The sequence below is a fragment of the Stenotrophomonas sp. 2619 genome (assembly GCF_040548725.1).
Lineage (GTDB): Bacteria > Pseudomonadota > Gammaproteobacteria > Xanthomonadales > Xanthomonadaceae > Stenotrophomonas > Stenotrophomonas maltophilia_AP.
On sequence record NZ_JBEPSF010000009.1, the window covers coordinates 59,712 to 86,295 of the forward strand.

The 26,584-nt window shown below is 67.8% G+C and carries 26 protein-coding genes and 1 pseudogene; 13 read left to right on the forward strand and 14 right to left on the reverse strand.

The genetic code is table 11. The annotated features are described in order from the left end of the window. Positions 1–17: 17 nt before the first annotated feature. Together ABIA71_RS10680 and ABIA71_RS10685 are read right to left on the reverse strand one after the other, a co-directional pair. Positions 18–956: an electron transfer flavoprotein subunit alpha/FixB family protein gene (locus ABIA71_RS10680; RefSeq protein ID WP_354285181.1), complete on the reverse strand. Its 939-nt coding sequence runs from the start codon at positions 954–956 to the stop codon at positions 18–20. Beyond that, positions 956–1,702 (reverse strand): electron transfer flavoprotein subunit beta/FixA family protein, encoded by a 747-nt coding sequence (locus ABIA71_RS10685; protein ID WP_128096508.1) that lies wholly within the window; start codon positions 1,700–1,702, stop codon positions 956–958. The genes ABIA71_RS10680 and ABIA71_RS10685 overlap by 1 nt, the downstream gene beginning before the upstream one ends. 287 nt (positions 1,703–1,989) lie before the next feature. On the opposite strand from ABIA71_RS10685, the gene rfbB reads away from it, so the two are divergent. The 7 genes from rfbB (at position 1,990) to ABIA71_RS10720 (ending at position 7,508) form a co-directional block, all read left to right on the forward strand. After that, the gene (rfbB, locus tag ABIA71_RS10690; RefSeq protein WP_128096509.1) at positions 1,990–3,045 is read left to right on the forward strand and encodes a dTDP-glucose 4,6-dehydratase; all 1,056 of its coding nucleotides are present in this window, start codon (positions 1,990–1,992) and stop codon (positions 3,043–3,045) included. A gap of 32 nt (positions 3,046–3,077) precedes the next feature. Beyond that, entirely contained in the window at positions 3,078–3,965 is an 888-nt protein-coding gene (gene rfbA, locus ABIA71_RS10695; RefSeq protein ID WP_159495671.1) for a glucose-1-phosphate thymidylyltransferase RfbA, read from the forward strand. Continuing rightward, positions 3,962–4,519, forward strand: a complete 558-nt coding sequence (gene rfbC, locus ABIA71_RS10700; protein WP_354285182.1) for a dTDP-4-dehydrorhamnose 3,5-epimerase — start codon at positions 3,962–3,964, stop codon at positions 4,517–4,519. Before rfbA ends, rfbC begins: the two co-directional genes overlap by 4 nt. After that, on the forward strand, positions 4,516–5,415 hold the full coding sequence (gene rfbD / locus ABIA71_RS10705) for a dTDP-4-dehydrorhamnose reductase (protein WP_354285183.1): 900 nt from the start codon (positions 4,516–4,518) through the stop codon (positions 5,413–5,415). The genes rfbC and rfbD overlap by 4 nt, the downstream gene beginning before the upstream one ends. A gap of 77 nt (positions 5,416–5,492) precedes the next feature. Next, the gene (locus tag ABIA71_RS10710; protein WP_354285184.1) at positions 5,493–6,227 is read left to right on the forward strand and encodes a CoA transferase subunit A; all 735 of its coding nucleotides are present in this window, start codon (positions 5,493–5,495) and stop codon (positions 6,225–6,227) included. A gap of 1 nt (position 6,228) precedes the next feature. Next, positions 6,229–6,861: a CoA transferase subunit B gene (locus ABIA71_RS10715; protein ID WP_354285185.1), complete on the forward strand. Its 633-nt coding sequence runs from the start codon at positions 6,229–6,231 to the stop codon at positions 6,859–6,861. Positions 6,862–6,917: 56 nt separating this feature from the next. Then, the gene (locus ABIA71_RS10720) at positions 6,918–7,508 is read left to right on the forward strand and encodes an alpha-ketoglutarate-dependent dioxygenase AlkB family protein (protein ID WP_354285186.1); all 591 of its coding nucleotides are present in this window, start codon (positions 6,918–6,920) and stop codon (positions 7,506–7,508) included. Here ABIA71_RS10720 and ABIA71_RS10725 read toward each other — a convergent pair. Genes ABIA71_RS10725 through ABIA71_RS10740 form a run of 4 tightly spaced genes read right to left on the reverse strand, consistent with a single transcriptional unit; the run spans position 7,471 to position 11,019 of the window. Further along, on the reverse strand, positions 7,471–8,145 hold the full coding sequence (locus ABIA71_RS10725) for an ABC-type transport auxiliary lipoprotein family protein (protein WP_354285187.1): 675 nt from the start codon (positions 8,143–8,145) through the stop codon (positions 7,471–7,473). The two genes, ABIA71_RS10720 and ABIA71_RS10725, sit on opposite strands and share 38 nt — an antisense overlap. Next, positions 8,142–9,068 carry an MlaD family protein gene (locus ABIA71_RS10730; RefSeq protein ID WP_038690607.1) on the reverse strand — a complete coding sequence of 309 codons (927 nt, stop codon included), beginning with the start codon at positions 9,066–9,068 and terminating at the stop codon, positions 8,142–8,144. The genes ABIA71_RS10725 and ABIA71_RS10730 overlap by 4 nt, the downstream gene beginning before the upstream one ends. Before the next feature lie 3 nt (positions 9,069–9,071). Next, the gene (locus ABIA71_RS10735) at positions 9,072–9,902 is read right to left on the reverse strand and encodes an ABC transporter ATP-binding protein (protein ID WP_354285188.1); all 831 of its coding nucleotides are present in this window, start codon (positions 9,900–9,902) and stop codon (positions 9,072–9,074) included. A 4-nt stretch (positions 9,903–9,906) separates the two neighbouring features. Continuing rightward, positions 9,907–11,019 (reverse strand): ABC transporter permease, encoded by a 1,113-nt coding sequence (locus ABIA71_RS10740; RefSeq protein WP_128096518.1) that lies wholly within the window; start codon positions 11,017–11,019, stop codon positions 9,907–9,909. A gap of 101 nt (positions 11,020–11,120) precedes the next feature. On the opposite strand from ABIA71_RS10740, the gene ABIA71_RS10745 reads away from it, so the two are divergent. Then, positions 11,121–12,380 (forward strand): threonine/serine exporter family protein, encoded by a 1,260-nt coding sequence (locus tag ABIA71_RS10745; protein ID WP_354285272.1) that lies wholly within the window; start codon positions 11,121–11,123, stop codon positions 12,378–12,380. Positions 12,381–13,093: 713 nt separating this feature from the next. Here the strand turns inward: ABIA71_RS10745 and ABIA71_RS10750 are convergent. From ABIA71_RS10750 to ABIA71_RS10760, 3 genes and pseudogenes are all read right to left on the reverse strand, one after another. Beyond that, a pseudogene (locus ABIA71_RS10750) lies at positions 13,094–13,465 on the reverse strand (H-NS histone family protein); the annotation flags it as partial. A gap of 167 nt (positions 13,466–13,632) precedes the next feature. Beyond that, positions 13,633–15,324 (reverse strand): proline--tRNA ligase, encoded by a 1,692-nt coding sequence (locus ABIA71_RS10755; RefSeq protein ID WP_354285189.1) that lies wholly within the window; start codon positions 15,322–15,324, stop codon positions 13,633–13,635. 101 nt (positions 15,325–15,425) lie between these two features. Continuing rightward, on the reverse strand, positions 15,426–15,806 hold the full coding sequence (locus ABIA71_RS10760) for a DUF4124 domain-containing protein (RefSeq protein WP_354285190.1): 381 nt from the start codon (positions 15,804–15,806) through the stop codon (positions 15,426–15,428). 160 nt (positions 15,807–15,966) lie between these two features. Between ABIA71_RS10760 and pssA the strand changes: the two genes are divergently transcribed. Genes pssA through rimI form a run of 3 tightly spaced genes read left to right on the forward strand, consistent with a single transcriptional unit; the run spans position 15,967 to position 17,743 of the window. Then, positions 15,967–16,746, forward strand: a complete 780-nt coding sequence (pssA, locus tag ABIA71_RS10765) for a CDP-diacylglycerol--serine O-phosphatidyltransferase (RefSeq protein ID WP_354285191.1) — start codon at positions 15,967–15,969, stop codon at positions 16,744–16,746. Further along, complete coding sequence (locus ABIA71_RS10770) at positions 16,743–17,249, forward strand: hypothetical protein (protein ID WP_354285192.1); 507 nt, start codon at positions 16,743–16,745, stop codon at positions 17,247–17,249. The genes pssA and ABIA71_RS10770 overlap by 4 nt, the downstream gene beginning before the upstream one ends. Then, on the forward strand, positions 17,246–17,743 hold the full coding sequence (rimI, locus tag ABIA71_RS10775; protein WP_354285193.1) for a ribosomal protein S18-alanine N-acetyltransferase: 498 nt from the start codon (positions 17,246–17,248) through the stop codon (positions 17,741–17,743). Before ABIA71_RS10770 ends, rimI begins: the two co-directional genes overlap by 4 nt. Before the next feature lie 108 nt (positions 17,744–17,851). Here the strand turns inward: rimI and ABIA71_RS10780 are convergent, their stop codons facing one another. The 5 genes from ABIA71_RS10780 to ABIA71_RS10800 form a co-directional block, all read right to left on the reverse strand. After that, a complete protein-coding gene (locus tag ABIA71_RS10780) occupies positions 17,852–18,676 on the reverse strand; it encodes an EamA family transporter (RefSeq protein ID WP_354285273.1) in 825 nt (274 codons plus the stop codon). 129 nt (positions 18,677–18,805) lie between these two features. After that, on the reverse strand, positions 18,806–21,574 hold the full coding sequence (locus tag ABIA71_RS10785; RefSeq protein ID WP_354285194.1) for a valine--tRNA ligase: 2,769 nt from the start codon (positions 21,572–21,574) through the stop codon (positions 18,806–18,808). Positions 21,575–21,617: 43 nt separating this feature from the next. Next, entirely contained in the window at positions 21,618–21,806 is a 189-nt protein-coding gene (locus ABIA71_RS10790) for a YqaE/Pmp3 family membrane protein (protein ID WP_038690586.1), read from the reverse strand. Between the two features lie 48 nt (positions 21,807–21,854). Then, positions 21,855–22,280 (reverse strand): DNA polymerase III subunit chi, encoded by a 426-nt coding sequence (locus ABIA71_RS10795; RefSeq protein WP_354285195.1) that lies wholly within the window; start codon positions 22,278–22,280, stop codon positions 21,855–21,857. An 86-nt stretch (positions 22,281–22,366) separates the two neighbouring features. Next, a complete protein-coding gene (locus tag ABIA71_RS10800) occupies positions 22,367–23,851 on the reverse strand; it encodes a leucyl aminopeptidase (protein WP_354285196.1) in 1,485 nt (494 codons plus the stop codon). Between the two features lie 104 nt (positions 23,852–23,955). On the opposite strand from ABIA71_RS10800, the gene lptF reads away from it, so the two are divergent. After that, complete coding sequence (gene lptF, locus ABIA71_RS10805) at positions 23,956–25,038, forward strand: LPS export ABC transporter permease LptF (RefSeq protein ID WP_354285197.1); 1,083 nt, start codon at positions 23,956–23,958, stop codon at positions 25,036–25,038. Then, the gene (gene lptG, locus ABIA71_RS10810; protein WP_354285198.1) at positions 25,035–26,141 is read left to right on the forward strand and encodes an LPS export ABC transporter permease LptG; all 1,107 of its coding nucleotides are present in this window, start codon (positions 25,035–25,037) and stop codon (positions 26,139–26,141) included. The genes lptF and lptG overlap by 4 nt, the downstream gene beginning before the upstream one ends. Positions 26,142–26,584 lie beyond the last annotated feature (443 nt).

Below are 26,584 nucleotides of genomic sequence, written 5' to 3' on the forward strand. Positions count from 1 at the left end.
GGAGCGGACAGTGTGGATCAAAGCGCCGCTTCCAGCTCCGGCAGCAGCGTGAACAGGTCGCCCACCAGGCCGATGTCGGCGATCTCGAAGATCGGCGAATCCGGGTCCTTGTTGATGGCCACGATGGTGCCGGCATCCTTGATCCCGGTCAGGTGCTGGATGGCGCCGCTGATGCCGACCGCCACGTACAGCTCCGGCGAGATGATCTTGCCGGTCTGGCCCACCTGCAGGTCGCTGGGCACGTAGCCGGCGTCCACGGCGGCGCGCGAGGCACCCACGGCGGCGCCGAGCTTGTCGGCCAGCTGGAAGATCACCTTGAAGTTCTCTTCCGAGCCCACGCCACGGCCACCGGAGACCACGCGCTTGGCGCTCTGCAGGTCCGGGCGGTCGGTGGCACCGGCGGCCAGGCCGATGAAGCGGGTGTGCGACGGCAGGGCCGCCTCCACGCTCGCCGCTTCAACCGCGGCGCTGCCGCCCTTGGCCGCTTCCGGCCAGGACGCGGCACGCACGGTGGCGACCACGATCTGGTCGGCCGGGACGTCCACGGTGATGATGGCGTTGCCGGCGTAGATCGGGCGCTTGAAGCTGTGGCTGCCTTCGACGGTCATCAGGTCCGACACCTGGTTGACGCCGAGCAGGGCCGCCACGCACGGCATCAGGTCCTTGCCGAAGGTGGTCGACGGGCCGAACACGTGGGTATAGCCGGTGGCCAGCGCGGCGATCTGCGGCGCCAGTACCTGGGCCAGCGCCTGCGCGTTGGCCGGGTTGGCCACGGTCAGCACCTTGGCCACGCCCGCCAGCTGGGCGGCGTCGGCGGCCACGGCGGCCGGGTCGGCGGCCAGCACCAGCACGTCGATGCTGGCACCGCTGATGGCGGCGGCAGCGCTGACGGTCTTGGCGGTGGCGGCATTGAGCTTGCCGTCATGGTGTTCGGCAACAACGAGGATCTTGGTCATTACAGCAACCCCTTCTGCTTGAGTGCGGCGACCAGTTCGGCCGCGTCCTTGACCATCACGCCCTTGCTGCGCTTGACCGGCGCGGCGTACTGGGTGGTCTTGAAGGTATCGGCCGCCTCTACGCCGAGGTCGGCCAGCTGCAGGGTCTCCAGCGGCTTGGCCTTGGCCTTCATGATGTCGGGCAGCTTGATGAAGCGCGGCTCGTTCAGGCGCAGGTCGGTGGTGACCACCGCCGGCAGGTCCACTTCCAGGGTTTCCAGGCCGGCGTCGACTTCACGGGTGACCGTGGCCTTGCCGTCGGCGATGTCCAGCTTGCTGGCGAAGGTCGCCTGCGGGCGGCCCCACAGCGTGGCCAGCATCTGGCCGGTCTGGTTGGCATCGTCGTCGATGGCCTGCTTGCCCAGGATCACCAGGTCCGGCTGTTCCTTCTCGACCAGCTTGAGCAGGGTGCGCGCGGCGGTGAGCGGCTGGATGGCCTGGTCGGTGACTACGTGGATGGCGCGGTTGGCGCCCATGGCCAGGCCGTTGCGCAGGTGTGCCTGGGCGTCGGCCGGGGCGATGGTGGCCACCACGACTTCGGTGGCGATGCCCTTGTCACGCAGGCGCAGGGCTTCTTCCAGCGCGATTTCGTCAAAGGGGTTGGGCGACAGCTTGACGCCGTCGGTGACCACGCCGGAACCGTCCGGCTTGACCTGAATGCGGACGTTGTAGTCCACCACGCGCTTGTACGCGACGAGGATTTTCATCTGCTGCTCGATCCTTGTAGTGCCGGCCATCGGCCGGCTCACAGTAACGGGGAACGTCCGGTCCTGGACTGCAACCGGTTCGGGGGGTGGGACCCGGATTCTAACTGGCGAAGGTCGACCATGCGAATGCGTATGGTTATGTTGCATTGCCGCATGCCTGCGCGTCCGGCAGCCTCGCGTTTACCCGCGGCAGGCAGTCGTGAAGACAGGCGCGATGTATCCTGTTCCGCTGTGTCGGAGGTTCGTGAATGCGACGCCCACACCAATATCCAACAGGAGAACAGGTAGTGCCCACATGGCTTGTCACCGGCGGAGCCGGATTCATTGGCGGTAACTTTGTCCTCGAAGCGGTCGCCAAGGGCGTGCGGGTAATCAACCTGGACGCGCTGACCTACGCGGGCAACCTGAAGACCCTGGCCCCGCTGGAGGGCAACCCGGACCACGTGTTCGTGCACGGCGACATCGGCGACCATTCGCTGGTGGCGCGCCTGCTGGCCGAGCACCAGCCCGATGCGGTGGTGAACTTCGCCGCCGAAAGCCACGTCGACCGTTCCATCGACGGCCCCGGCGCGTTCATCCAGACCAACGTGGTCGGCACCCTGGCCCTGCTGGAATCGGTGCGCGACTACTGGAAGGCGCTGCCGGCCGACAAGGGCGCGGCGTTCCGCTTCCTGCACGTGTCCACCGACGAGGTGTACGGCACGCTGGGCGAGACCGGCAAGTTCACCGAAACGACCCCGTTCGCGCCCAACTCGCCGTACTCGGCGTCCAAGGCCGCCTCGGACCACCTGGTGCGCGCGTTCCACCACACCTACGGGTTGCCGGTACTGACCACCAACTGCTCCAACAACTACGGTCCGTACCACTTCCCCGAGAAGCTGATCCCGCTGGTGATCGCCAAGGCCCTGGCCGGCGAGCCGCTGCCGGTGTACGGCGATGGCAAGCAGGTGCGCGACTGGCTGTTCGTGTCCGACCACTGCGAGGCGATCCGCACCGTGCTGGCCAAGGGCCAGGTCGGCGAGACCTACAACGTGGGCGGCAACTCGGAGAAGGAGAACATCGAAGTGGTGCACGCGATCTGCGCGCTGCTCGATGCCCGCCGCCCGCGTGAGGATGGCCAGCCGCGCAGCAGCCAGATCACCTACGTTGCCGACCGTCCGGGGCATGACCGTCGCTACGCGATCGATGCCAGCAAGTTGAAGGACCAGCTGGGCTGGGAGCCGAAGTACACCTTCGAGCAGGGCATCGGCTTCACGGTCGACTGGTACCTGGACAACCAGGAATGGGTGAACGGCGTGCTTGACGGCAGCTACCGCCTGCAGCGCATCGGCACCGCCGCCTGAGCGGCGGCCATCCACAGACAGAGGACCACCGCATGACTCAACGCAAGGGCATCATCCTGGCGGGCGGCTCGGGCACGCGCCTGTACCCGATCACCAAAGGCGTCAGCAAGCAGCTGCTGCCGGTCTACGACAAGCCGATGATCTATTACCCGCTCAGCGTGCTGATGCTGGCGGGCATCCGCGATGTGCTGATCATCAACACCCCGCATGAGCAGGCGCTGTTTCAGGCCCTGCTGGGCGACGGTTCGCAGTGGGGCATGAACATCCAGTACGCCGTGCAGCCGAGCCCGGACGGGCTGGCGCAGGCCTACCTGATCGGCCGCGATTTCGTCGACGGCAAGCCGAGCTGCCTGGTGCTGGGCGACAACATCTTCCACGGCCATGGGCTGAGCCAGCTGCTGCGCAGCGCGGACGAGCGCGCGTCGGGTGCCACCGTGTTCGGCTACTGGGTGAACGATCCCGAGCGCTACGGCGTGGCCGAGTTCGATGCGGCCGGCAAGGTTATCGATCTCGTCGAGAAGCCTGCGCAACCGCGCTCCAACTATGCGGTTACCGGCCTGTATTTCTACGATGGCCATGCCAGCGATTACGCCGCCGAACTGAAGCCATCGCCACGCGGCGAGCTGGAGATCACCGACCTCAACCAGCGCTACCTGCGCGAGGGCAGCCTGCACCTGGAAGCCCTCGGGCGCGGGTACGCATGGCTGGATACCGGCACCCACCAGTCGCTGCTGGAAGCATCCAATTTCATTGAAACCATCCAGACCCGCCAAGGCCTGCAGGTCTGCTGTCCGGAGGAAATCGCCTTCGGTCGGGGCTGGATCGATGCCGCGCAGCTTGAAGCGCTGGCGGCGCCGCTGATCAAGAACGGGTACGGCCAGTATCTGCACAAGCTGGTGCAGCGCGGTGTTGTGCCGTGAAGGTGATCCAGACTTCGCTGCCGGGCCTGGTCCTGCTGGAACCGGTGGTGTTCGGCGATGCACGTGGGTTCTTCTTCGAAACCTGGAACGCCGAGCGATACGCGGCGCAAGGCCTGCCCAGCAGCTTCGTGCAGAGCAACGTGTCCTCGTCCAGCAAGGGCGTGCTGCGCGGCCTGCATTACCAGTGGCCGCGGCCACAGGGAAAACTGGTGACGGTTCTGCAGGGCGAGGTATACGACGTCGCCGTGGACATCCGCCGTGGTTCGCCCACGTTCGGTCGATGGGAGGCGTTCATCCTGAGCGGGGAAAACCGCCGCCAGCTGTGGATTCCGCCGGGATTCGCGCACGGGTTTGCGGTGTTGTCCGACGACGCGCTGTTCAACTACCTGTGCACCGATGTGTACGTCAAGGAAGCCGACGCCAGCGTGCGCTGGAATGATGCGGATATTGCGGTGGATTGGCCGATCAGCACACCCACGCTTTCATCCAAGGATGAGCAGGCGCCGTTCCTGCAGGACATCCCCGCCGAGCGGCTGCCGGTCTACCTGCCGTGAACGTGCTGCTGTTCGGTGGCAACGGCCAGGTTGGCCAGGCCTTGCTGCGGACACTGGCGCCGTTGGGCACGCTGGTGGCCACCACCCGCAGCGGCGCATTGCCCGATGGCAGCCCCTGCGAGGTGGCCGACTTCGACGATCCGGCATCGCTGCCCGGCTTGCTGGATCGGATCGGTCCGGGCGTGGTGGTCAACGCCGCGGCGTATACCGCGGTGGACCGTGCCGAAGGTGATCCTGATGCTGCGTGGCGTGCGAACGCCGAGGCGCCCGACATGATCGCCCGCTGGTGCGCGGCAGCCGGCGTGCCGCTGCTGCACTATTCCACCGACTACGTATTCGACGGCACCGCCACGCGCCCGTACCGCGAAGACGATCCCACCGCGCCCTTGGGCGTCTACGGCGCCAGCAAGCTTGCCGGTGAGCAGGCGATCCGCGCGGCTGGCGGCCGCCATCTGATCTTCCGGACGGCATGGGTGTATGCCGCGCACGGCGCCAACTTCCTGCGCACGATGCTGCGCGTTGGCGCCGAGCGCGATGTGCTGCGCGTGGTGGCCGATCAGATCGGCACGCCCACCCCGGCCGCACTCATTGCCGATGTCAGCGCGCACATCCTGCAACAGCGCCTCACGCTGTCGGGGACGTATCACCTGACCGCAACGGGTGCCACCAGTTGGCACGGGTTCGCCGAGGCCATTTTCGCCGAAGCCGTGGCGCGGGGCATCCTGCCGCGTGCACCGCGGGTAGAGGCGATCACTACGGCCGAGTATCCAACGGCGGCCCGCCGCCCTGCGTACTCGTGCCTGGACGTGCGCCGGCTGCAGTCCGATTCCGGGCTGCTGCTGCCTGCCTGGCAGGACGGCCTGGCTGGCGTGATGGACGCCGTTCGCGGTCACTGAACATGCCGCGGCGCGGCAGGGGAACAGCAGGCCCACCCGCTACAATGCCCCCTTACATCAACGAGGTGAGGGCGTAGATGAGCAAGTCCCCAGATACTGCCGGCCGGCGCAGCAAGCGCTACGCCAGCGCGGCCGCCGCGCTGCACGGCGTGGTTGCCGACGGCCAGACGCTGGCGGTGGGTGGTTTCGGCCTGTGCGGCATCCCCGAGGCGCTGATCGCCGCACTGCGCGACAGTGCGGTCAAGGGCCTGACCGTGATCTCCAACAATGCCGGTGTGGATGGCTTCGGCCTGGGCCAGCTGCTGGAAACCCGCCAGATCCAGAAGATGATTTCGTCCTACGTGGGCGAGAACAAGGAATTCGAACGGCAGTTCCTGGCCGGCGAGCTGGAGCTGGAATTCAACCCGCAGGGCACCCTGGCCGAGCGCCTGCGCGCCGGCGGTGCCGGCATCCCGGCCTTCTTCACCGCCACCGGCTACGGCACGGTAGTGGCCGAGGGCAAGGAAACCCGCGAATTCGACGGCAAGCACTTCGTGCTGGAAACCGCGCTGCGCGCCGACGTGGCCCTGGTCAAGGCGTGGAAGGCCGACGAGGCCGGCAACCTGGTGTTCCGCAAGACCGCGCGCAACTTCAACCCGGCCTGCGCGATGGCCGGCAAGGTCTGCATCGTCGAGGTCGAAGAGGTGGTGCCGTTGGGCAGCATCGACCCCGACCAGGTGCACCTGCCGGGCATCTACGTGCACCGCATCGTGCACAACCCCACGCCTGAAAAGCGTATCGAACAGCGCACCGTCCGCGCGGAGGGCAACTGACATGGCTTGGACCCGCGATGAAATGGCCGCGCGCGCTGCGCGTGAGCTTACCGATGGCGCCTACGTCAACCTCGGCATCGGCCTGCCGACCCTGGTGGCCAACCACATTCCCGAGGGCGTGGATGTGTGGCTGCAGTCTGAAAACGGCCTGCTCGGGATCGGCCCGTTCCCGACCGATGCCGATGTCGATGCCGACCTGATCAATGCCGGCAAGCAGACCGTTACCGCGCGCGCCGGCGCCAGCTATTTCGGCAGCCACGACAGCTTCGCGATGATCCGCGGCGGTCACATCAACCTGGCCATCCTGGGCGCGATGCAGGTAACGGCCAGCGGCGACCTGGCCAACTGGATGGTGCCCGGCAAGATGGTCAAGGGCATGGGCGGGGCGATGGACCTGGTGGCCGGCGTGCAGCGCGTGGTGGTGCTGATGGAGCACACCGCCAAGAACGGCGAGCACAAGATCCTGCCCGAGTGCACGCTGCCGCTGACCGGCGTGGGCGTGGTCGACCGCATCATCACCGACCTGGCTGTGTTCGACGTGACCGACACCGGCCTGGTGCTGGTCGAAGCCGCGCCGGGCGTGGGCATCGACGAGCTGAAGGAAAAGACCGGCGTGGCCTTCGGCCAGGCCTGACCCGGCGTGCCGGGGTGCCCGTGCAAACGGGCGCCCCGGCCACCCACGAGGACCGCATGGACCTGCATCTGCGCGACGCCGACGTACGCTGGCACCGCCACTGGCTGGCGGCTGCCGACGCCGATGCCCTGCAGCGCACGCTGCGCGAGCAGGTACCGTGGGAGGTGCACCGCATCCGCATGTTCGGCCGCCAGGTGGACTCGCCGCGGCTGAGCTGCTGGATGGGCGACCCGGCGGCGCGCTACCGCTATTCGGGCACCGACTTCGTGCCGGCGCCGTGGCACCCGGTGCTGCTGCCGCTGCGCGAGCGACTGGCGGCGTTCTGCGGGGCGTCCTTCAACAGCGTGCTGCTCAACCGGTATCGCGACGGTGACGACGGCATGGGCTGGCACAGCGACAACGAACCCGAGCTTGGACCGGCACCGCTGATCGCCTCACTGAGCCTGGGCGCCGAACGCCGCTTCGCGCTGCGTCGTCGCGACGACCATGCCAAAAAAGCCGAGGTCGTGCTCGGCCACGGCGACCTGCTGCTGATGGGCGGCGCCACTCAACGGCATTACCAGCATGCGCTGCCGAAAAGCACCCGGCCGCTGGCCGAGCGCATCAACCTTACTTTCCGTTGGATTGACGCAGCCGGGTCGGCGTGACCTGCGCCTGCTGGTAGTCGGCCTGGCCGGTCACCAGCGTCCAGCCCACGACCTCCGAGGTGGTGGCCTGCAGGCCCTGTTCGAACGCGCGGGCGACATCGGCAGTGGCGGTGCTGGGCACCGGCTGCTCCTGGCGGAAGGTGCGGTCGGCGACCACGCGCTGGTCCACCACGTGGATCAGTTTGGCGTTCACTTCGATCAGCGCGGTGGGCGTGGCCTGGCCGCGGTAATCGGCCTCGAAGCGGCGCACGTCCAGGGCCAGCTTGTAGTCGGCGCGGATGCCGGTGGTGGCGCGGGCCACCCCTTTGATGCGGCCGGAATCCTCGAAGCCGCGGATCAGGGCATCGTCGAGCATGTCGGTGGCCGGCTGCGCCCAGCTCACGCCCTTGTACACCTCCAGTTCGGAGGGGGAAGGGCGCACGTTGATGCGGGGGCTGTCGACCACGCGTGCGGCGCTGGGCTTGACCAGCACCAGCTGCCAGTCGACGGTCGGCCAGCCGGGGTCGGCCTGGATGCGGACAACCGGCGAATAGATGGTGACCGCGCTGCGTTCGTTGCTGCCCAGCAGCGAACAGCCGCCCAGCAGGGCGAGCATCGCCGCCGGCAACAGGATCCGGGTGAGAGTCGGGCGGCTCATTTGGGTTCGAACTCCTTGGGCGCGTCACGGCCCAGCAGATAGCGTGCCGGGTTGTTGTCGAGGCGGTCGCTGACCCGGCGCAGGTCGCGGATCAGCCCGCGCAGCTCGGTCAGGGTCGGGCCAAGCTGGGCCAGGCCATCGTTGGCGAAGCTGTTGATCGCCGCGCGGTTCTCGCCGAGGATCGAATCGGCGTTGCCGGCGGCCGAATCCAGCTTGCTCAGGGTGGTTTCCAGCTTGTCCAGGATCGGCGGCAACTGCTGCACCAGGTTCTTGTCCAGGCGCTGGATGGTGCCGTTGGTGCTCTTGAGGGTCACATCCAGGCTGCGCGCGGCGTCGCGCGCGCTGAGCAGCAGCGCCTGGGTACCCTGGTCGCGGTCGGCCAGACCGCCGCTGATGGTTTCCAGGTTGGCCAGGGTGGCGTTGATGCTGGCCACGTTGCGGTCGCTCAGCACCTGGTCCATGCGCTCGACGATGCGGTTGGCCACGTCGGTGATGTTCTGCAGCGCCGAGGGGGTGGTCGGGATGATCGGCGCCGGGTCCTTGTTGACCGCGGTCAGCGCGGCGGCCTGCGGGGTGCCACCGCTGAGCTGGATGATCGACGGGCCGGTCAGGCTGGTGATGGCCAGCTTGGCGCGGGTGTCGGTCTTGATCGGGGTGTTGGAGTTCAGGCGGATGCGCGCCACCACCTGGCGCGGGTCGTCCGGCACCAGGTTCAGTTCGGTGATCGAGCCGACCGCGATGCCGTTGTACTGCACCGGGCTGCCGACCGTCAGGCCGGTGACGGCCTCGCGGAAGACCACCCGGTACTCGGTCCACGTGCGGTCGGAGGAGTACTTGGCTGCCCACAGGCCGAAGGCCAGCAGCGCCAGTCCCACCACCAGGGTGAAGGCGCCGATCAGGACGTAATTGGCTTTGGTTTCCATGGCTTACTCGATCTCGTTCTTTGCGCTTCGCGCGGCGCGGGCGCGTGGTCCGTGGAAGTACTCCTGGATCCACGGGTGGTCCAGCTGTTCGATCTCGTGCAGCGGGGCATTGGCGATGACCTTCTTGTCGGCCAGCACCGCCACCCGGTCACAGATGGCATACAGCGTGTCCAGATCGTGTGTGATCAGGAAGACGGTCAGGCCCAGCGCTTCCTGCAGGGTCTTGATGAGCCGGTCGAAGGCGGCCGCGCCGATCGGGTCCAGCCCGGCGGTGGGTTCGTCCAGGAACAGCAGCGGCGGGTCCAGCGCCAGCGCGCGGGCCAGGCCGGCGCGCTTGCGCATGCCGCCGGACAACTGCGAGGGCAGCTTGTTGATCGCATCGGCCGGCAGCCCGGCCAGCTTCACCTTGAGCAGGGCCAGTTCGTAGTGCCAGCGCTCGGGTAGTTCGCGATGGTGTTCCTTCAGCGGCACCTGCACGTTCTCGCCCACGGTCAGCGACGAGAACAGCGCACCGTCCTGGAACAGCACGCCGGTATTGCGTTCGATGTGCAGGCGGCTGGCCGGGTCGCTGGAGCGCGCATCCACGCCCAGCACCTCGATCTGGCCATCGTCGGGCGTACGCAGGCCGAGGATGCTGCGCATCAGCACCGATTTGCCGGTCCCCGAGCCGCCCACCACGCCCAGGATTTCGCCGCGACGCACGTCCAGGTCGACGCCGTCGTGCACCAGCTGCGTACCGAAACGGTTGACCAGCCCGCGCACGCGGATCACCAGGTCGGGATCGGCGCTGTCGGGTGCGCTGCGGTCTGCGGCAGGGGCGGTGTCGGTGGTCATGCGGTTACCAGCCCATCTTCATGAACCACAGCGCGGCGAACGCGTCGAGGATGATCACCAGCGAAATGGCCTGGACCACGCTGGAGGTGGTGCGCTCACCGACCGACTGCGCGGTACCCTCCACCTTGAGGCCTTCCAGGCAGCCGATCAGGCCGATCACCAGCGCGAACACCGGCGCCTTGGACAGGCCCACCAGCATGTTGCGCACTTCCATGGTTTCGTACATGCGCGCGATGTACATCTGCGGCGGGATGCCGAGGTCGAACGCGCCCACGGTGACGCCCCCGGCAAGGCCGGCCATCATCGCGATGAAGGTGAGCAGCGGCAGGGTGATCAGCAGCGCGACCAGGCGCGGCAGCACCAGCAGGTCGATCGGATCCAGGCCGAGGGTTTTCATCGCATCGATTTCTTCGCGGGCCTTCATCGCGCCGATCTGTGCGGTGAAGGCACTGGCGGTGCGGCCGGCCAGCACGATGGCGGTGAGCAGCACGGCGAATTCGCGCAGGAAGGCGATGCTGACCAGCTCGACCACGTAAATCTCGGCGCCGAAGTCGCGCAGGATGGTCGACCCGAGGAAGGCAATGACCGCGCCCACGAGGTAGGACAGCAGGGCCACCAGCGGCACGGCGTCCAGCCCGACCTGTTCCATCTGGGCGACGGTGGCGGTGAGCCGGAAACGGCGCGGTTCCTTGATCAGGCGCGCGCCCTTGACCAGGTTCTCGCCGAGGAAGCTGGCCAGTGCCACGATGTTGTGGCCCATGCCGTGCACGCTGACGCCGAGGCGTTCCAGCGCGGCCAGGACGCCGAAGTCGCGCTTGGGCCGGGGGCGGTCGTCGGCGACTTCTTCGATGGTGCACACCAGCGCGCGGTGTTCTTCGCGGAAGGCCAGGGCATCCTCGCCCAGGTCGGCACGCCGCGCCACGCGCAGGACCTGCAGCACGCCGGCCGAGTCGAGCACGGTGATGCCGCTGGCGTCGATGCCGGTGAGCGTGTCGGGAATGCCGCGCAGCACTTCGGCCGCGGCCAGCGCGGTATGCAGGGTCCAGTGGCCGGACAACCGGACCAGGCCGGGGTCCTGCGCATCCTGTTCGAGATGGGGGGCGTGTGTGTGCGTCATGGGCGTCCTGCCGCGCAGCATACCTTGTCCGTGTAGACGGCAAGTGTGTGGCAGGCAACATGAATGTTCAGCCGGGCGGGCTTCGGGTAATACTACGAAACATGTCCGCCGATACCGCCACCATCGTCACCCCCCAGGCCACCTACGCGCAGCGCGTGGCATTCGTATCGGAAATGGCCGGGCGCCTGCACAGCTATGGCACCACGGCGCAGCGGCTGGAGGCGGCGGTGGTCGCGCTGGCGCAGCGGCTGGACCTGGATTGCGAGCCGTGGTCGAACCCGACCGGGCTGATCCTGAGTTTCAGCGACCCGACCAAGGCGATCGGTTCGTCGGACATCACGCGGGTGATCCGGCTGGCGCCGGGCGAAAACGATCTGCATAAACTGAGCATCGCCGACCAGATCACCGATGCGGTGGCCAACGGCGGGATGAGCATCGCGCAGGGTCACACGGCGCTGCGGCAGCTGGACAAGGATCCGGGCCGGCGCGGCAAGATTCGGATGATCCTGTCCTACAGTCTGGGTGCGGCGGGCGTGGCAGGCTTGTGGAAGCTGCCGTGGCTGGATATCGCCACGGCGGGGATGATCGGGTTGTTGATCGGGCTGATGACGCTGTACACCGACCGCCGTCCGGCAAGCCGGGAGGCGAGCGAGGCGTTGGCGGCGCTGCTGGCGGGTACGGTGGCGGCGCTGGTGGCATCGTTCCTGGGGCCGTTGAATCTCAATACGGTGATCATCGCGTCGCTGGTGGTGATGCTGCCGGGGATGTCGTTGACCAATGCGGTGAACGAGCTGGCGAGCCAGCATTGGGTATCGGGGACGGCGCGGTTTGCCGGTGCGATCACGACGATTCTGAAGCTGACGGTGGGCGCGGTGATCGCGGTGACGCTGTCGGGAATCATCGGGCTGGACCCGCAGGTGCGGGCATCGCGGCCGCAGGCAGACTGGGTGGAATGGAGCGCGCTGCTGGTGGCGGCGTTCGCGTTCGCGATGCTGTTCAAGGCCAATCGCCGCGATTATCCGTGGGTGATGGCGGCTTCTGTTGCCGGGTATGCGATTTCAAAATTCGCGGGGCAGGCGTGGGGGTTGCCGGCGGGTATTTTCATGTCGGCGATGGTGATGACGGCGGCAGGCAATCTGTTTGGTCGCTGGGTGCAGCGGCCGGGGGCGATCATCCGGTTGCCGGGCATCATCATGCTGGTGCCGGGCAGTACCAGTCTGCGCGGGGTGCTGACGCTGGTGCAGCAGCAGGATATGAGCGCGGGGCAGACGGTGCTGATGACGGTGCTCAATGTGGTGATGGCGCTGGTGGCCGGGCTGTTGTTTGGCAACCTGCTGGTGCCGGCGCGGAAGAATCTCTGACCGATTGGGTCTGGATCCAAGTCCAAGACCAAGTCCAAGTCCAAGTCCAAGTCCGTGGGCCCGCTGCTCCTTGGCTGGGCCGGGCTGTGTGGGTTCGCGGGACACGCCGCAAGTACGTCCCTGTAGGCTCCGCCACCGCATCCATGCGGTGGAGGGTCCCGCGAACCCACACACCCCGACCCTCGACAGTTGGTTGGTGGCCATTGGCCAGGCAACGGCAACGGCAACGGCGGAAGCCTGCCCCGGCAGATCAGCCACTTTTCGCTTTTTCGTTGGGTACCGACACCCTGTCAAAGGGCGGGTACGGGTGGGTTGGCGGGACCGTTGGGCGCCATGGGTCCGGCGCATGCGCCGGACGGGTTGGGCAGGACGCCCAACCCCGGTCTTGCCGTTTGTGCAGGACTGCACAAACGCGCAAGGCGCTCACGAGCCCCCAAGGGTGAAGGCGCATTGCTTGCGAGACACTGCCTCGCATGCGACTGAACGCACAGCCGCCAGCGGCTGGGCCGGACCGCGCAGCGGGGTTTACGGCGTGTCCCGCCAACCCACCCGTACCCGACCCAGCCCGTGCAAGCGCGCGCCCCGCTTTGCAGCTGTTGCGTTGTCGTTTGCCTTGTAGGCAAAACCTCCAACCCGCAAGTAATCAGACACAAAAAACGCCGGCTTTCGCCGGCGTTTCGAGATTCGGTTTCCGATGAAACCAGAATCGATTACTTCTTGATCAGGAACTCTTCGACCTTCTTGCCCTTGGTCGTCAGCGCGGCCAGCCAGCGCGGCTGCTTGCCGCGGCCGGTCCAGGTTTCCTTCGGATTGGCCGGGTTGCGGTACTTCGGGGCAACCTTGCCCAGCTTGCGCACGGCCTTCTTGGCCGGGGCCTTGGTTGCCTTGGCTGCACGGCCGCGGGCCGGGGCGACGCCGCCGAACACTTCTTCGATCGAATACCCGTGCGCCTTCGCCAGCTTGGTCAGCTGCGTGCGCACCTTGGTTACCGCCGGGCGCTTGGCCACGATGGTCTGCTGCTTCTTTGCGTTTTTGATCAGGGCGCCCAGCTCTTTGGCGGACAGGCCACTCAGGTCAATGCTCATCAACTGCTCCGGAATCTATTTAAGGACGGGGTGGGCCAGTCCTTGGCGTCGGCGACAGCATACATATCCCATCGGGTGCTGCACAGAGTTAACCGGGATATTCAATCGTGCGGCGCAAAAGAAAAGCCGGGATATTCCACCCGGCTTTCTTCGATTCCCCGTTTCGGTCAGCCCGCCAGGCGGGCCAGCAGCGTGTCGCGGTCCAGGCTCTCGGCCTCGCTGGCACTGCGCGACCGGTATTCGTAGGTCCCGGCCGCCAGGCCGCGCTCGGATACCACTACCCGGTGCGGCACACCGATCAACTCCATGTCGGCAAACATCTGGCCCGGGCGCAGACCGCGGTCGTCCAGCGCCGCATCCAGCCCGGCCGCCTGCAGCTGCGCCAGCAGCTCGGCCGCCGCAGTGGCCACCGCCTCGTCCTGCTTCGGGTTGATCACGCAGACCACCACCTGCCACGGGGCCATTGCCGACGGCCAGATAATCCCGGCCTCGTCATGGTTCTGCTCGATCGCCGCCGCCACGATGCGCGAAATACCGATGCCGTAGCAGCCCATCGCCATCACCGCCGCCTTGCCGTTCTCATCCAGCACCGTGGCCTTCAGCGCCTGCGCATACTGGCGACCCAGCTGGAACACGTGGCCCACTTCGATGCCGCGCGCGATCTTCAGCTCGCCACCGTCGGTGGCGCGGTCGCCGGCCTTGGCATTGCGGATGTCGGCCACGTCCGGCTCGGGCAGGTCGCGGCCCCAGTTGACCCCGGCAAAATGGAAACCGGCCTCGTTGGCGCCGATCACGAAGTCGGCCATCGCCGCCACGTCGCGGTCGGCCACGATGCGGATCGGCTTGACCGGGTTGAGCGGGCCCAGGAAGCCCGGCTCGCTGCCCAGGTGCGCGGTGATTTCCGCTTCGCCGGCCATGCGGTGGCCCTGCAGGCCCTCCACTTTGCCCAGCTTGATCTCGTTGACCTCGTGGTCGCCCCGCACCAGGGCCAGCACGAAGCCAGCTTCGGTCATCAGCGCGATCGACTTCACCGTGCGCTCCAGGCCCAGCCCGAGCAGCTCGGCCACCGCCTCGCAGGTCTTCTGGGTCGGCGTGTCCACCTTGCGCATCGCTTCGGTGGCCGCAGCGCGGGCGCCCGGGGCGGCGGCCACCGCCGCCTCCATGTTGGCCGCGTAGTCCGAGCCGGTGGAGAACACCAGCGCGTCTTCGCCGGAGTCGGCGATCACGTGGAATTCCTGCGAGGCGTCGCCGCCGATCGCGCCGGAATCGGCCTGCACCATGCGGAAATCCAGGCCCAGGCGGGTGAAGATGCGGCTGTAGGCCGCCTTCATGTTCTCGTACTCACGCACCAGGCAGTCATCGTGCAGGTGGAAGGAGTAGGCGTCCTTCATCAGGAACTCGCGCGCGCGCATCACGCCGAAGCGCGGGCGGATCTCGTCGCGGAACTTGGTCTGGATCTGGAAGAAATTGACCGGCAGCTGCTTGTAGCTGGACAGCTCCTGGCGCGCGAAGTCGGCCGCGGCTTCTTCGGCGGTGGGGCTGTAGCAGAACACCTGGTCCTTGCGGTCCTTGATCTTCAGCAACTGCGGGCCGAACTTTTCCCAGCGCCCGGTGGTTTCCCACAGTTCCTTGGGCTGGATGGTCGGAATCTGGAATTCCACCGCGCCGGCGCGTTCCATTTCCTCGCGCACGATGCGCTCGACCTTGCGCAGCACGCGCAGGCCCAGCGGCGACCAGGTGTACAACCCCGAGGCCAGCTTGCGGATCATGCCCGCGCGCAGCATCAAGCGGTGGCTGGTGAGCTCCGCGTCACTGGGGGTTTCCTTGGTGGTGTGCAGGTGGAACTGGGAGAGGCGCATCGTCGGCTTCGCTGAACGGCAGAAGCCGATATTCTGCCAGCCCGGCCGCCGCCCTGCCCATCACGTCCGCCACACGCCTGCCGGCCAGGGGCCGGCGTTACTCAGGCGCCGGGTTTGCAGTAGGCCTTGATGGCCGCTTCGGCCAGGTTGCGCTGGGCGCCACGCTGCTCGTCGCTGAGGGCGGTTTCGGCCTTGCCGTCGCCATCGGTGTCCTGCATGACCGCGCCCTTGCCGTCCAGCAGGGACAGGTTGCTGCGTGCGGTGGTGCAGTCGGCCGACTGCGCCGGCACGGCGGCGGCCGTGGCCGGGCGGGCGACCGGGTCGCGGCCTTCCACCTTGCGTGCTTCGTATTTCTGGCCAGTCGGGGCCTTTTCCGAATACTGGGTTACGCCGTTGGCGTCCTTCCACTTGTAGACGGTACCGGCCTGGGCCGAGGCGCTGGCGAGCAGCAGCAGGCAGCACAGCGAGGGCAGGGCACGCATGGCAACTCCGGGCATCAGGGCAAGGCGCCGATTGCAGCACCCCGGCCCCGCGCTGGCAAGCCGCCGGCGACCGACGGGCCGGCGGGCACCGGCAACGGTCGCCCGCCCCCGGACGCACCGGGCTGCCCCAAAGGCCACCACACCCACTAAACTGGCCGGTATGGATCAGATGAAACCCCCGCCGCGCTCCCGCAGCATCTACCTGCTGCCCAACCTGTTCACCACCGCAGGCCTGTTCGCCGGCTTCTACGCGATCATCGCCGCGGCCAATGGCGACTTCGTCAATGCGGCCATCGCCGTGTTCGTGGCAGCGGTCATGGACGGCCTGGACGGCCGCGTGGCCCGGCTGACCGGGACCAGCAGCGAATTCGGCGTGCAGTACGACTCGCTGGCCGACCTGGTCAGCTTCGGCATGGCCCCGGCGCTGGTGATGTACCACTGGTCGCTGTCGTGGCTGAAATTCGACGACCCGGTCTGGGGCCGGGTCGGCTGGGCAGTGGCCTTCCTGTACGCGGCCTGCGCCGCGCTGCGCCTGGCCCGCTTCAACACCCAGGTCACCGTGGTCGACAAGCGCTGGTTCGTCGGCCTGGCCAGCCCGGCTGCCGCCGGGCTGATGATGTCCTTCGTCTGGGCCTTCGCCGACGGCAACCTGGGCTGGGACGGCAACCAGCTGCGCTATGTGTCGTTGGGCGTGACCCTGGTGGCGGCGCTGCTGATGGTCAGCCGGATCCGCTTCTGGAGCTTCAAGGGCAGCGGCGAACGCGGCCCGCGCGCTGATCGCGTTCCCTTCCTGGCCCTGGCGCTGGTGCCCATTGCCATTGCCATCATGGTCATCGACCTGCCGCGGGTGCTGTTTGCCGTCGGCATCGTGTACGCCCTGTCCGGCCCGTTCTTCTGGCTGTGGCAGCGCGCCCGCAAGACGGCCGAGCCCCGCGCGTGAGCGAGGCCGGCCTGCCGCCGCTGTGGTCGCCGGCGCAGCAGTCGTGGCTGCAGGCGATGGGCTACACGGTGTTCGTGGACGGGCAGATCGACGAGGTCGCCCCGGCACCGATCACGCTGAGCGTGGCGACCCATGCGGCGCCGGCCGAGCGTGCCGAGGTGCCGCCCGCGGCCGCACCGGCGGCGGACCCGCCCGCGCATGCCGCGCCACCGCCACGCCGCAGTGCGCCGACCAGCATCGATGCGCCGGCCACGGCGGGCAGCGGCGCGAGCGGGGAGGCCCCGGCCGCCACGCGCGAACGCAGCCCCGGCCGACGCCCGGCCGTGCGCATGCCTGACCGCCTGCAGATCGCCCTGCTGCGTGCGTCCGGCTGCAACCCCGCCGAGCCGGAGACGCAGGCGTTGATGGCCGGCTGGAACCTGGACGACCTGCGCGGCAATGCCGCCGCCAAGCGCGCGCTGTGGCCGCACCTGCGGGCCCTGCGCAAGCGGGGCCGGCCGTGAGCGCGGTCAGTTCGCCACGCCCGCTGGCGTTGCGCGCGCTGCGCGAAAGCGATATCGACACCCTGATGCCGATCGAACTGCGCGGCTACCCGTTCCCGTGGACGCGCGGCATTTTCGTGGACTGCCTGCGTGCAGGCTACCCGGCGCTTGCGCTGGAGGATGACGGCGTACTGGTGGGCTACGGCGTGCTCAGCATCGCCGCCGACGAAGCCCACGTATTGAATGTCTGCGTGGATCCGCAGAGCCAGTCGCGCGGCCTGGGCCGGTTTCTGTTCCGCGCGCTGGTCCAGCTGGCGCGCGACCACGGTGCCCAGCGCGTGTTCCTGGAAGTGCGCCCCTCCAACACGCCGGCGGTGGCGCTGTACCACAGCGAAGGCTTCAACGAGATCGGCCGCCGCCCACGCTATTACCCGGCCCGCGAGGGACGTGAGGACGCCCTGGTGATGGCGATGGAACTGGTGGACGACGACATCCAGAGCATGCCGCCGCTGTAACCGCGCAGGGCAGCCGACCAACGGTCGGCTCTACCGGCCGGGTGTAGAGCCGACCGTTGGTCGGCTGCCCACAACGCCGCACCCGGGCCGCCACGCGTGGCGCGACCCTCATGCCATCCGCACCACCGCCGCGCCCGCAACGATCAGCCCCGCCGCGACCCAGCGCGCCCGCGTTACCCGCTCACGCAGGACGAACGCGGAGATCAGGATGCCGAACAGGATCGAGGTTTCACGCAGCGCCGAAATCATCGCCACCGGCGCGACGGTCATGGCCCACAGCGCCAGCCCATACGAGGTCAGCGTGCCGATGCCGCCAATCACGCCGACGCCCGCGTTGTCCCGGGCGTACGCCCATAGCCGCGGCCCACGCGTGCACATCGCCCACACCGGGAGCGGCAACCCGGACAACAGGAACAGCCACAGCGTGTAGCCGAGCGCCGCCCCGGACTGGCGCGCGCCCCATGCATCAACCAGCGTGTAGGTGGCAATCACCCCGGCATTGAGCAGCGGCAGCCACAGGTGCTGGCGTGCACCGCCGCGTGCCATGCACAGGATGCCCGCACAGATCAGTGCAATGCCGCACCAAGCCACCCAGGGCAGGCGTTCCCCAAGGAACACGGTGCCCACCAGTGCCACCAGGATCGGTGCGCAGCCGCGCATCAGCGGGTAGGACGCGCTCATGTCGGTCACCCGGTAGGTGCGCGCGACCAGAACGTAATAAATGACCTGCAACACCGTGGAGGCGGCCAGCCAGGGCCAGCTGCGTGGCAACGGCGCGGGCACGAATGGCAGCACGACGGCCGCGATCAGCGCGGCCGACCCGGTAACCAGGATCGTGGTCAGCAGCGTATCGCTGCCGCGTTTGACGATCGCATTCCAGCTGGCATGCAGCAGGGCGGCGAACAGCACGGTGCAGAAAATGGAGAGTGACATCGTGTCGGCAGGCAAGCCTTCCATGGACGAACACCCATCATGCCCCGGTAGAGCCACCCCATGGGTGGCTGCACGCACCACGCGTCAGGTACCGACCGTTGGTCGGTACCCCCAACACACACCGCCGCGTTACAACTTCGCGCGCTGCTCGACCAGACCCGCCAGCTGCGCGGTCCATTCCACCAGGCGCACGCGTTCCTGCTCGACCACCGCGGCCGGTACCTTGTCGGTGAACTTGGCCAGCTTGGTCTGGCTCTTCTCCTTCTCCGACTCCACCCGGGCAATTTCCTTGTCCAGGCGGGCGCGCTCGGCGCCCAGGTCGACCAGGCCTTCCAGCGGCACCAGCAGCTTCAGCTCACCGACGATGGCCGCCGCCGACGGCGGGGTATCGGCGGCGTCGGCCAGCCAATCGATGCGCGCCAGCTTCAGAAGGAACGACAGCGAGGCCGTGAAGCGCGCCACGCGGGTGCGGTCGTCGGCGGTGCCGCCCTGCAGCAGCAGCGTGACCTGCTTGGCCGGCGGCACGTTCAATTCGCTGCGCACGCGGCGCAGCGCGTTGACCATGCCCTTGAGCCACTCCACGTCGGCCTCGGCACGGGCGAAATCGCCGGCGAATTCGTCCGCCGTCGGGTACGGGCGCAGCGACAGGGTGTCTTCGCCCAGGCCCAGGCGCGGGGCGACCTGGCGCCACAGCTGCTCGGTGACGAACGGGATCAGCGGATGCAGCAGGCGCAGCAGGGCTTCCAGCACGTACAGCAAGGTGTGGCGGGTGCTGGCCGCGTCGTCGGCGTTGTCACCGCTGAGCGCCGGCTTGGTCAGTTCCAGGAACCAATCGCAGAACTCGTTCCAGGCAAACTCGTACAGGCACTGCGCCAGCAGGTCGAACCGGTAGTTGGCGTAGTGCGTCTGTGCCTCGGCCGACACTGCCGCCAGGCGCGCCAGGATCCAGCGCTCGGCATCGGTGCGCGGCTGCGGCACGCCGGTGAAGCTGCTGCCCTCGGTGTTCATCAGGGTGAAGCGGCTGGCGTTCCACAGCTTGTTGCAGAAGTTCTTGTAGCCCTCGGCGCGGCTCATGTCGAACTTGATGTCGCGGCCGTGCGTGGCCAGCGCGGCGATGGTGAAGCGCAGCGCATCGGCACCGTGGGCAATGATGCCGTCGGGGAATTCCTTGCGCGTGGCCTTCTCGATCTTCGGCGCATCCTTGGGCTTCATCAGCCCGGTGGTGCGCTTGGCGACCAGGTCTTCCAACGAGATGCCGTCGATGATGTCCAGCGGGTCGAGCACGTTGCCCTTGGACTTGGACATCTTCTGACCCTGCGCATCGCGGATCAGGCCGGTCATGTAGATGTCCTTGAACGGAATCTTCCCGGTGAAGCTGTCGGTGGCCATGATCATGCGGGCCACCCAGAAGAAGATGATGTCAAAGCCGGTGACCAGCACCGCTGACGGCAGGTAGCGCTCGAAACCGCGCTCGGCCATCGCCTGTTCGTTCGGCCAGCCCAGCGTGGAGAACGGCCACAGCTGCGAGGAGAACCAGGTTTCCAGCACGTCGCTGTCCTGGTGCAGGGCGACGTCGGCGCCGACGTTGTTGCGCGCGCGCGCATCGGCCTCGTCGCGGCCGACGTAGCAGTTGCCCGCGTCATCGAACCACGCCGGGATGCGGTGGCCCCACCACAGCTGGCGGCTGATGCACCAGTCCTGGATGTTCTCCATCCAGTGGCGGTAGGTGTTGATCCAGTTGGCCGGGACGAACTGGATGCTGCCGTTCTCCACCAGCTCCAGGCCGCGCTTGGCCAGCACGTCCATTTTCACGAACCACTGGTCGGTGAGGTAGGGCTCGATCACCTGCTGGGTGCGGTCGCCGCGCGGCACCTGCAGCTTGTGCGGTTTGGTTTCGACCAGGATGCCCAGGTCTTCCAGCTCGGCCAGGATCACCTTGCGCGCTTCGTAACGGTCCAGCCCGCGGTATTTCTCCGGGGCGTTGTCGTTGATCGCGGCCACCGGGGTGAACAGGTTGATCATCGGCAGGTTGTGGCGCACGCCCACCTGGTAATCGTTGAAGTCGTGCGCGGGGGTGACCTTGACCACGCCGGTACCGAATTCGCGGTCCACGTAGTCATCGGCGATCACCGGGATTTCGCGGTCGGTCAGCGGCAGCTTGACCATCTTGCCGATCAGGTGCGCGTAGCGCTCGTCTTCGGGGTGCACCATCACCGCGGTGTCGCCCAGCATGGTTTCCGGCCGGGTGGTGGCCACGGTCAGCGTGCCGCTGCCATCGGCCAGCGGGTAGCTGATCGACCACAGGAAGCCGTCTTCTTCCACGCTTTCCACTTCCAGGTCGGAAATGGCGGTCTTCAGCACCGGGTCCCAGTTGACCAGGCGCTGGCCGCGGTAGATCAGGCCCTGCTCGTGCCAGCGCAGGAAGGCCTCGATCACCGCCTCGGACGGCTGCGGGTCCATGGTGAAGGTGCTGCGCGACCAGTCCGCCGAGGTGCCCAGGCGGCGCATCTGGCGTTCGATGGTGTCACCGGAGAACGCCTTCCACTCCCAGACCTTCTCGATGAAGCCCTCGCGGCCCAGCGAATCACGGGTTTCGCCCTTGCCTTCCAGCGCCAGGTTGCGGCTGACCACCATTTCGGTGGCGATGCCGGCGTGGTCGGTACCCACCTGCCACAGCGTGTCGTAGCCGCGCATGCGGTGGTAGCGCACCAGCGCGTCCATCAGGGTCTGCTGGAAGGCATGGCCCATGTGCAGCGTGCCGGTCACGTTCGGCGGCGGCAGCAGGATGGTGTACGGCTCGCCCTTGCCGGACGGCTTGAAATGGCCGGCCTTCTCCCACGCGTCATACAACGCGGTTTCGAAGGTTTTGGGGTCGTAGCTGGAGGCGAGTTGGGTCATGCGGGAACCAGGATCGAAGACGGGAGGTGGGGGTGCCGGAACATCAGCGCCCGAGGGCGCGCTGGATCTTCTGGTCGGTATGGAACTGCGAAACCGCGTAGGCGGCCCAGATCGCGGCCGGGAGCCAGCCAATGAGCGTGATCTGCAGGATCAGGCAGAGAATGCCTGCGAACGGGCGGCCAATGGTGAAGAAGGCGAACCAGGGAAAGATCAGGGCGATCAACAGGCGCATCAAGGGTCTCCGGGCGCGGTGGCGGCGCCATGGCGGGCGCCGCGCGGGTTACATGTCGTACTTGTTCAGGTCAAAGCCCAGCGCCTTGTACTGGCGCCAGCGCTCGCGCAGCGGTTCGCGCGCCTGCGGGTCGGCCGGCACCACTTCCAGCACCCGGTCGCACTCGGCCAGGTACGGGTCGTCGCGCAGGTTGATCACCAGCGGTCGCGCCGGGGCCGGCGTGCCGGGTACGGCGATCAGCACCAGCGCCTCTTCCTCGTCCATGTCCTCACCGGCGATCTGGTGCGGGATGTAGGCCTCGTCGTCGAACGACCACAGCAGCTCGTCCAGCTCCTCGGCCTGGGCCTGGTCGCGCGCCAGCACCAGGGTGAACAGCCCGGCGTCGTTGGCCTTGCGGGCCAGCTCGCAGACCAGGCGCAGCGGCTCGGTCAGGAAGCGGGGCTTGGCGATCAGGTAGAAATCAGCACGGGACATGGGCAGGCCAGGAGCGAAAGGGAAATCCCGGCAGCAGGCCGGGCGGGATCGGGGCGGCGCTCAGGCCACCCCGATCGGGCACGGCATCAGGCGCGGGCGACCTGGTCCAGCAGCCACTGGCTGAGCAGGCCAACCGGGCGGCCGGTGGCCATGCCACGCTTGCCTTCGTCGCTGGCCACGCCGGCGATGTCCAGGTGGGCCCAGCGCTGGCCTTCGGCGAAGCGCGACAGGAAGCAGCCGGCGGTGATCGCGCCGGCCCAGCGGCCGCCGATGTTGTAGACGTCGGCGAAGCTGGAATCCAGCATCGGCTGGTACTCGTCCCACAGCGGCAGGCGCCAGGCGCGGTCGAACACATGCTCGCCGGCGGCCAGCAGTTCGTTGGCCAGGTCGTCGTGCTTGGTCATCAGGCCGGCGGTCTGGTGGCCCAGCGCGACCAGGCAGGCGCCGGTCAGGGTGGCCACGTCGACCAGCGCGGCCGGCTCGAAGCGCTGCGCGTAGGTGAGCGCGTCGCACAGGATCAGGCGGCCTTCGGCGTCGGTGTTGCCCACTTCGATGGTCTTGCCCGACATCGAGGTGATCACGTCCGACGGGCGGTAGGCATTGCCGTCGATGGCGTTTTCCACCGCCGGCACCACCACCACCAGGTTCAGCGGCAGCCTGGCGGTGACCGCCGCTACGAAGGTGCCGATGACGTTGGCGCCACCGCACATGTCGTACTTCATCTCCTCGATGCCGCCCTGGGTCTTCAGGTTGACGCCGCCGGTGTCGAAGGTGATGCCCTTGCCGACCAGCACGTAGGGCTTGGCGTCGCCGCCGTTGCTCCACTTCAGCACCACCAGGCGCGGGCGGTTGGCCGAGCCGCGGGCCACGGCCAGCAGCGAGCCCATGCCCAGCGCTTCCATCTGGTGCTCGTCCAGGATCTCGGCCTCGGCACCGGCACCGGCATGGGCCTGGGCGAAGGCGACCGAGGACTCGGCCAGGTAAGCCGGGGTGCACAGGTTCGGCGGCAGGTTGCCCAGCTCGCGGGCGTACTGCACGCCGGCGGCGATGGCCTGGCCCTGGGCCAGGGCCTGGGCGTCGGTACCGGCGATGGCCAGCTGGGTCAGACCGGGTTCTTCGGCCTTCTTCTTGCCCAGGGTGGCGCTGTAGCGGTAGGCGGCGTGGTCGGCGGTGATGATGGCCTGGCGGATGTTCCAGGCGGCGTCGCGGCCCTTGACCTCCAGTTCGGTCAGGGTGAACAGCGCATGGTGGTTGACCCCGCTCTTCAGGGCGCGGCTGGCATCGCCCACGGCCTTGAGGTACTGCGGCACGCCGAACTTGGCCGGTTCGCCCAGTCCCACCACCAGCACGCGCGGGGCGGTGACGCCCGGCAGGTCGTGCAGCAGCGTGGTGTTGCCGGTCTTGCCGCCCACGTCGCCGCGGGCCACCAGGGCCGTCAGGCGCCCGCCGGACGCGGTGTCCAGGGCCTGTGCCGCCGGGCTCAGGGTCTGGTCGGCGTAGGCGCCGACGATGACGCAATCGAACGCGGCCGAGGCCGGCGTTGCGTGGTTCAGGGTGAATTCCAGGGCCATTGATCAGATTCCGTTGGCAAATCCGTACAATCGCGAGCTGTTTACGTCCCGTCAGTAGACTGGGCAGCACCGCGAACGAATCCGAGAGTTTAAACCACCGCCCCATGTCGAAGCTCGATCGCTATCTCCTGCGTGATTTCGTCCAGAGTTTCCTGGCCACTTTGATCGTGCTGCTGGTGGTAAGCGTCGGTGGTGTCCTGGTGGACATCCTCGGCAATATCGCCGACGGCCGCGTACCGGCCCGCCTGCTGTTCTCGCAGCTGGGCCTGCAGTTCATCGTCTACATGCCGCTGATCCTGCCGCTGGCGCTGATGCTGGGCCTGCTGCTGGCCACCGCCCGGCTTTACCGGGACTCGGAAATGGCGGTGCTGACCGCCATCGGGGTGGGGCCCAAACGGCTGCTGCGCCCGGTGCTGATGCTGGTGGTGCCGGTGGTCGGCCTGATCGGCCTGTGCTCGCTGTGGCTGGGCCCCTGGGCCGACCGCACCAGCGAGACCATGATCGTGGAGGCCAACCGCAGCGTGGCCATGGCCGGGCTGGAGTCGGGCAAGTTCACCAACCTGCCCAACAACGGCGGGGTGGTCTACCTGTCCTCGCTGTCCCCGGACGGCACCCGGCTGGGCAAGGTGTTCCTGCAGCGGCAGAAGGACGATCGCATCGAAGTGGTGTCGGCCGACCACGGCCGCATGTTCTTCGAGGGCGAGCGCCAGCGCTACCTGGAGCTGGATGACGGCCACCAGGTGGAAGGGCCGGCCAACGGTGCGCTGGACTACAAGCTGATGACCTTCGCGCGCAACGACGTGGCCATGCCCGACGGCGCCGATACCCGCCAGAAGGACGACCCCGAACTGCTGCCGACCACCCAGCTGCTGGGCGACGCGCGGCCGGCGGCGCAGGCGCAGCTGCATTCGCGCATCACCCCGCCGCTGATCGCGCTGGCGTTCGCGCTGATGACGCTGCCGCTGGCGCGCAGTTCGCCGCGCCAGCAGCGCTACGGGCGCATGATGCTGGCGTTCCTGGCCTACCTGGTGGGCATGAACCTGATGTTCATCGGTACGCGCTGGATCGCCGATGGCAAATTGTCCGGCAGTGTCGGTCTGTGGTGGCTGAGCCTGCCGCTGCTGGCGCTGGCGATCTGGATGTACCTGCGTGACGGCAAGCTGTCGCGCCCGCGGAGGACCGCATGAAGTTTCGCCCGATGCGGTTTGATCTTTATCTTGGCCGGTCGGTGTTCGGCACGGTGCTGCTGACCTGGGCGGTGTTGTTGGGCCTGGACGTGGTGATGGCCTTCTCCGGCGAATTCAAGGATGTGGGCAAGGGCGGTTACACGATCGGCCACGCGGCCGCGTGGGTGCTGTACACGGTGCCGCGCCGGGCCTACACCTTCTTCCCGACGGCGGCGGTGATCGGCTCGCTGATGGGGTTGGGGCAGTTGGCCGCGACCTCCGAGCTGACCGCGCTGCGCGCGCTGGGCCTGTCGCGCAAGCGCCTGAGCGCGTCGGTGGCGATCGCGCTGTCGTTGTTGACGGCGGTGATGGTGTTGACCGGCGAGACGCTGGCGCCGTGGGCGCAGAGCCGGGCCGACGACATCCGGATGAGCGCCAAGTGGGGCAACGACATGGCGGTGGCCCGCTATTCGGGCCTGTGGGCGCGCGAGGGCGACACGTTCCTCAACGCGGGCGCAGGCGACGAGCAGCTGCTGCCGGGCGGCGGCACCAAGCTGGTGCTGCGCGATGTGCGGCTGTACAAGATCGGCGAGGACGGCAAGCTGGCGTCGTTGACCTACGCGGGTACGGCTGAGCACGGCGATACGGGCTGGGTGTTGAACAAGGTGCGCCGGGATACGTTCGGGGAGCGCTCGGCCACGCGTGAGACGGCCGAGTCGGAGCCGTGGGATTCGAAACTGGATGCGGCCGCGCTGGCCAGCGGCATGTCCAAGCCGCGCAACCTGCGCGCGGCGGACCTGCGCACCAGCATCGAGTACCGCAAGCGCAACGGGCTGGACGCGCGCGATTACGAGGACATCTACTGGAGCCGGTGGTTCTACCCGGTGAACGTGCTGGCATTGTGCCTGGCGGCGGTGCCGTTCGCGTTCGGCTCGCTGCGCAGCGGCGGGATGGGCAAGCGGTTGTTCCTGGGCATCCTGTTCGCGTTGGGCTTCTGGCTGCTGCAGTTGTTCTTCGGGCGGATGGCCGGTGCGTTGAAGTTCGATTACCGCATAGCCTACGCACTGCCGCCGATCGTGATGCTGGTGGTGTCGGGGATGCTGTTCCGGCGCAAGTCGGGATAACGCGGCGCGGTCGTATTGCTGGCACCCGCTTCAGGGCGGGTCGCTTTTTTTGAGGGGGTAGAGCCACGCCATGCGTGGCTGCGCGCTGACGGTCTACGTGCGGCGTTTCCGTTGCCGTCGCGGGAGCGGGCCAGGCAGCCCCCTCCAGGACACGCCGTAAACCCATCCATGGGGGCTCCTCCACAACATCCATGTTGTGGAGGGTCCTGGAGGGGGCTGCCTGACCCGCTCTGGAAGGTGGGTCGTGTGCGGCCGGAAGGGCGCTGCCAGGTAGTGCCGGCCGCTGGCCGGCTCCACGCAGAACCATCACCGCCCAGGTAGTGCCGGCCGCTGGCCGGCTCCACGCAGAATCATCACCGCCCCGGAACATGTCAGGCGGTATCGGGAGCCGGCCAGCGGCCGGCACTACCGGAATGTGTCACGCAGTATCGGGAGCCGGCCAG

Bases quoted from the DNA above. Each gene is read 5' to 3' on its own strand.
- lptF (WP_354285197.1), top strand. From the start codon at position 23,956: ATGTCGAAGCTCGATCGCTATCTCCTGCGTGATTTCGTCCAGAGTTTC.
- ABIA71_RS10725 (WP_354285187.1), bottom strand. From the start codon at position 8,145: ATGAGCCGCCCGACTCTCACCCGGATCCTGTTGCCGGCGGCGATGCTC.
- ABIA71_RS10685 (WP_128096508.1), bottom strand. From the start codon at position 1,702: ATGAAAATCCTCGTCGCGTACAAGCGCGTGGTGGACTACAACGTCCGC.
- rfbA (WP_159495671.1), top strand. From the start codon at position 3,078: ATGACTCAACGCAAGGGCATCATCCTGGCGGGCGGCTCGGGCACGCGC.
- ABIA71_RS10710 (WP_354285184.1), top strand. From the start codon at position 5,493: ATGAGCAAGTCCCCAGATACTGCCGGCCGGCGCAGCAAGCGCTACGCC.
- ABIA71_RS10735 (WP_354285188.1), bottom strand. From the start codon at position 9,902: ATGACCACCGACACCGCCCCTGCCGCAGACCGCAGCGCACCCGACAGC.
- ABIA71_RS10780 (WP_354285273.1), bottom strand. From the start codon at position 18,676: ATGTCACTCTCCATTTTCTGCACCGTGCTGTTCGCCGCCCTGCTGCAT.
- ABIA71_RS10715 (WP_354285185.1), top strand. From the start codon at position 6,229: ATGGCTTGGACCCGCGATGAAATGGCCGCGCGCGCTGCGCGTGAGCTT.
- ABIA71_RS10760 (WP_354285190.1), bottom strand. From the start codon at position 15,806: ATGCGTGCCCTGCCCTCGCTGTGCTGCCTGCTGCTGCTCGCCAGCGCC.
- ABIA71_RS10795 (WP_354285195.1), bottom strand. From the start codon at position 22,280: ATGTCCCGTGCTGATTTCTACCTGATCGCCAAGCCCCGCTTCCTGACC.
- pssA (WP_354285191.1), top strand. From the start codon at position 15,967: ATGGATCAGATGAAACCCCCGCCGCGCTCCCGCAGCATCTACCTGCTG.
- ABIA71_RS10680 (WP_354285181.1), bottom strand. From the start codon at position 956: ATGACCAAGATCCTCGTTGTTGCCGAACACCATGACGGCAAGCTCAAT.
- ABIA71_RS10730 (WP_038690607.1), bottom strand. From the start codon at position 9,068: ATGGAAACCAAAGCCAATTACGTCCTGATCGGCGCCTTCACCCTGGTG.
- ABIA71_RS10785 (WP_354285194.1), bottom strand. From the start codon at position 21,574: ATGACCCAACTCGCCTCCAGCTACGACCCCAAAACCTTCGAAACCGCG.
- ABIA71_RS10720 (WP_354285186.1), top strand. From the start codon at position 6,918: ATGGACCTGCATCTGCGCGACGCCGACGTACGCTGGCACCGCCACTGG.
- ABIA71_RS10790 (WP_038690586.1), bottom strand. From the start codon at position 21,806: ATGCGCCTGTTGATCGCCCTGATCTTTCCCTGGTTCGCCTTCTTCACC.
- ABIA71_RS10800 (WP_354285196.1), bottom strand. From the start codon at position 23,851: ATGGCCCTGGAATTCACCCTGAACCACGCAACGCCGGCCTCGGCCGCG.
- ABIA71_RS10755 (WP_354285189.1), bottom strand. From the start codon at position 15,324: ATGCGCCTCTCCCAGTTCCACCTGCACACCACCAAGGAAACCCCCAGT.
- lptG (WP_354285198.1), top strand. From the start codon at position 25,035: ATGAAGTTTCGCCCGATGCGGTTTGATCTTTATCTTGGCCGGTCGGTG.
- ABIA71_RS10740 (WP_128096518.1), bottom strand. From the start codon at position 11,019: ATGACGCACACACACGCCCCCCATCTCGAACAGGATGCGCAGGACCCC.
- ABIA71_RS10745 (WP_354285272.1), top strand. From the start codon at position 11,121: ATGTCCGCCGATACCGCCACCATCGTCACCCCCCAGGCCACCTACGCG.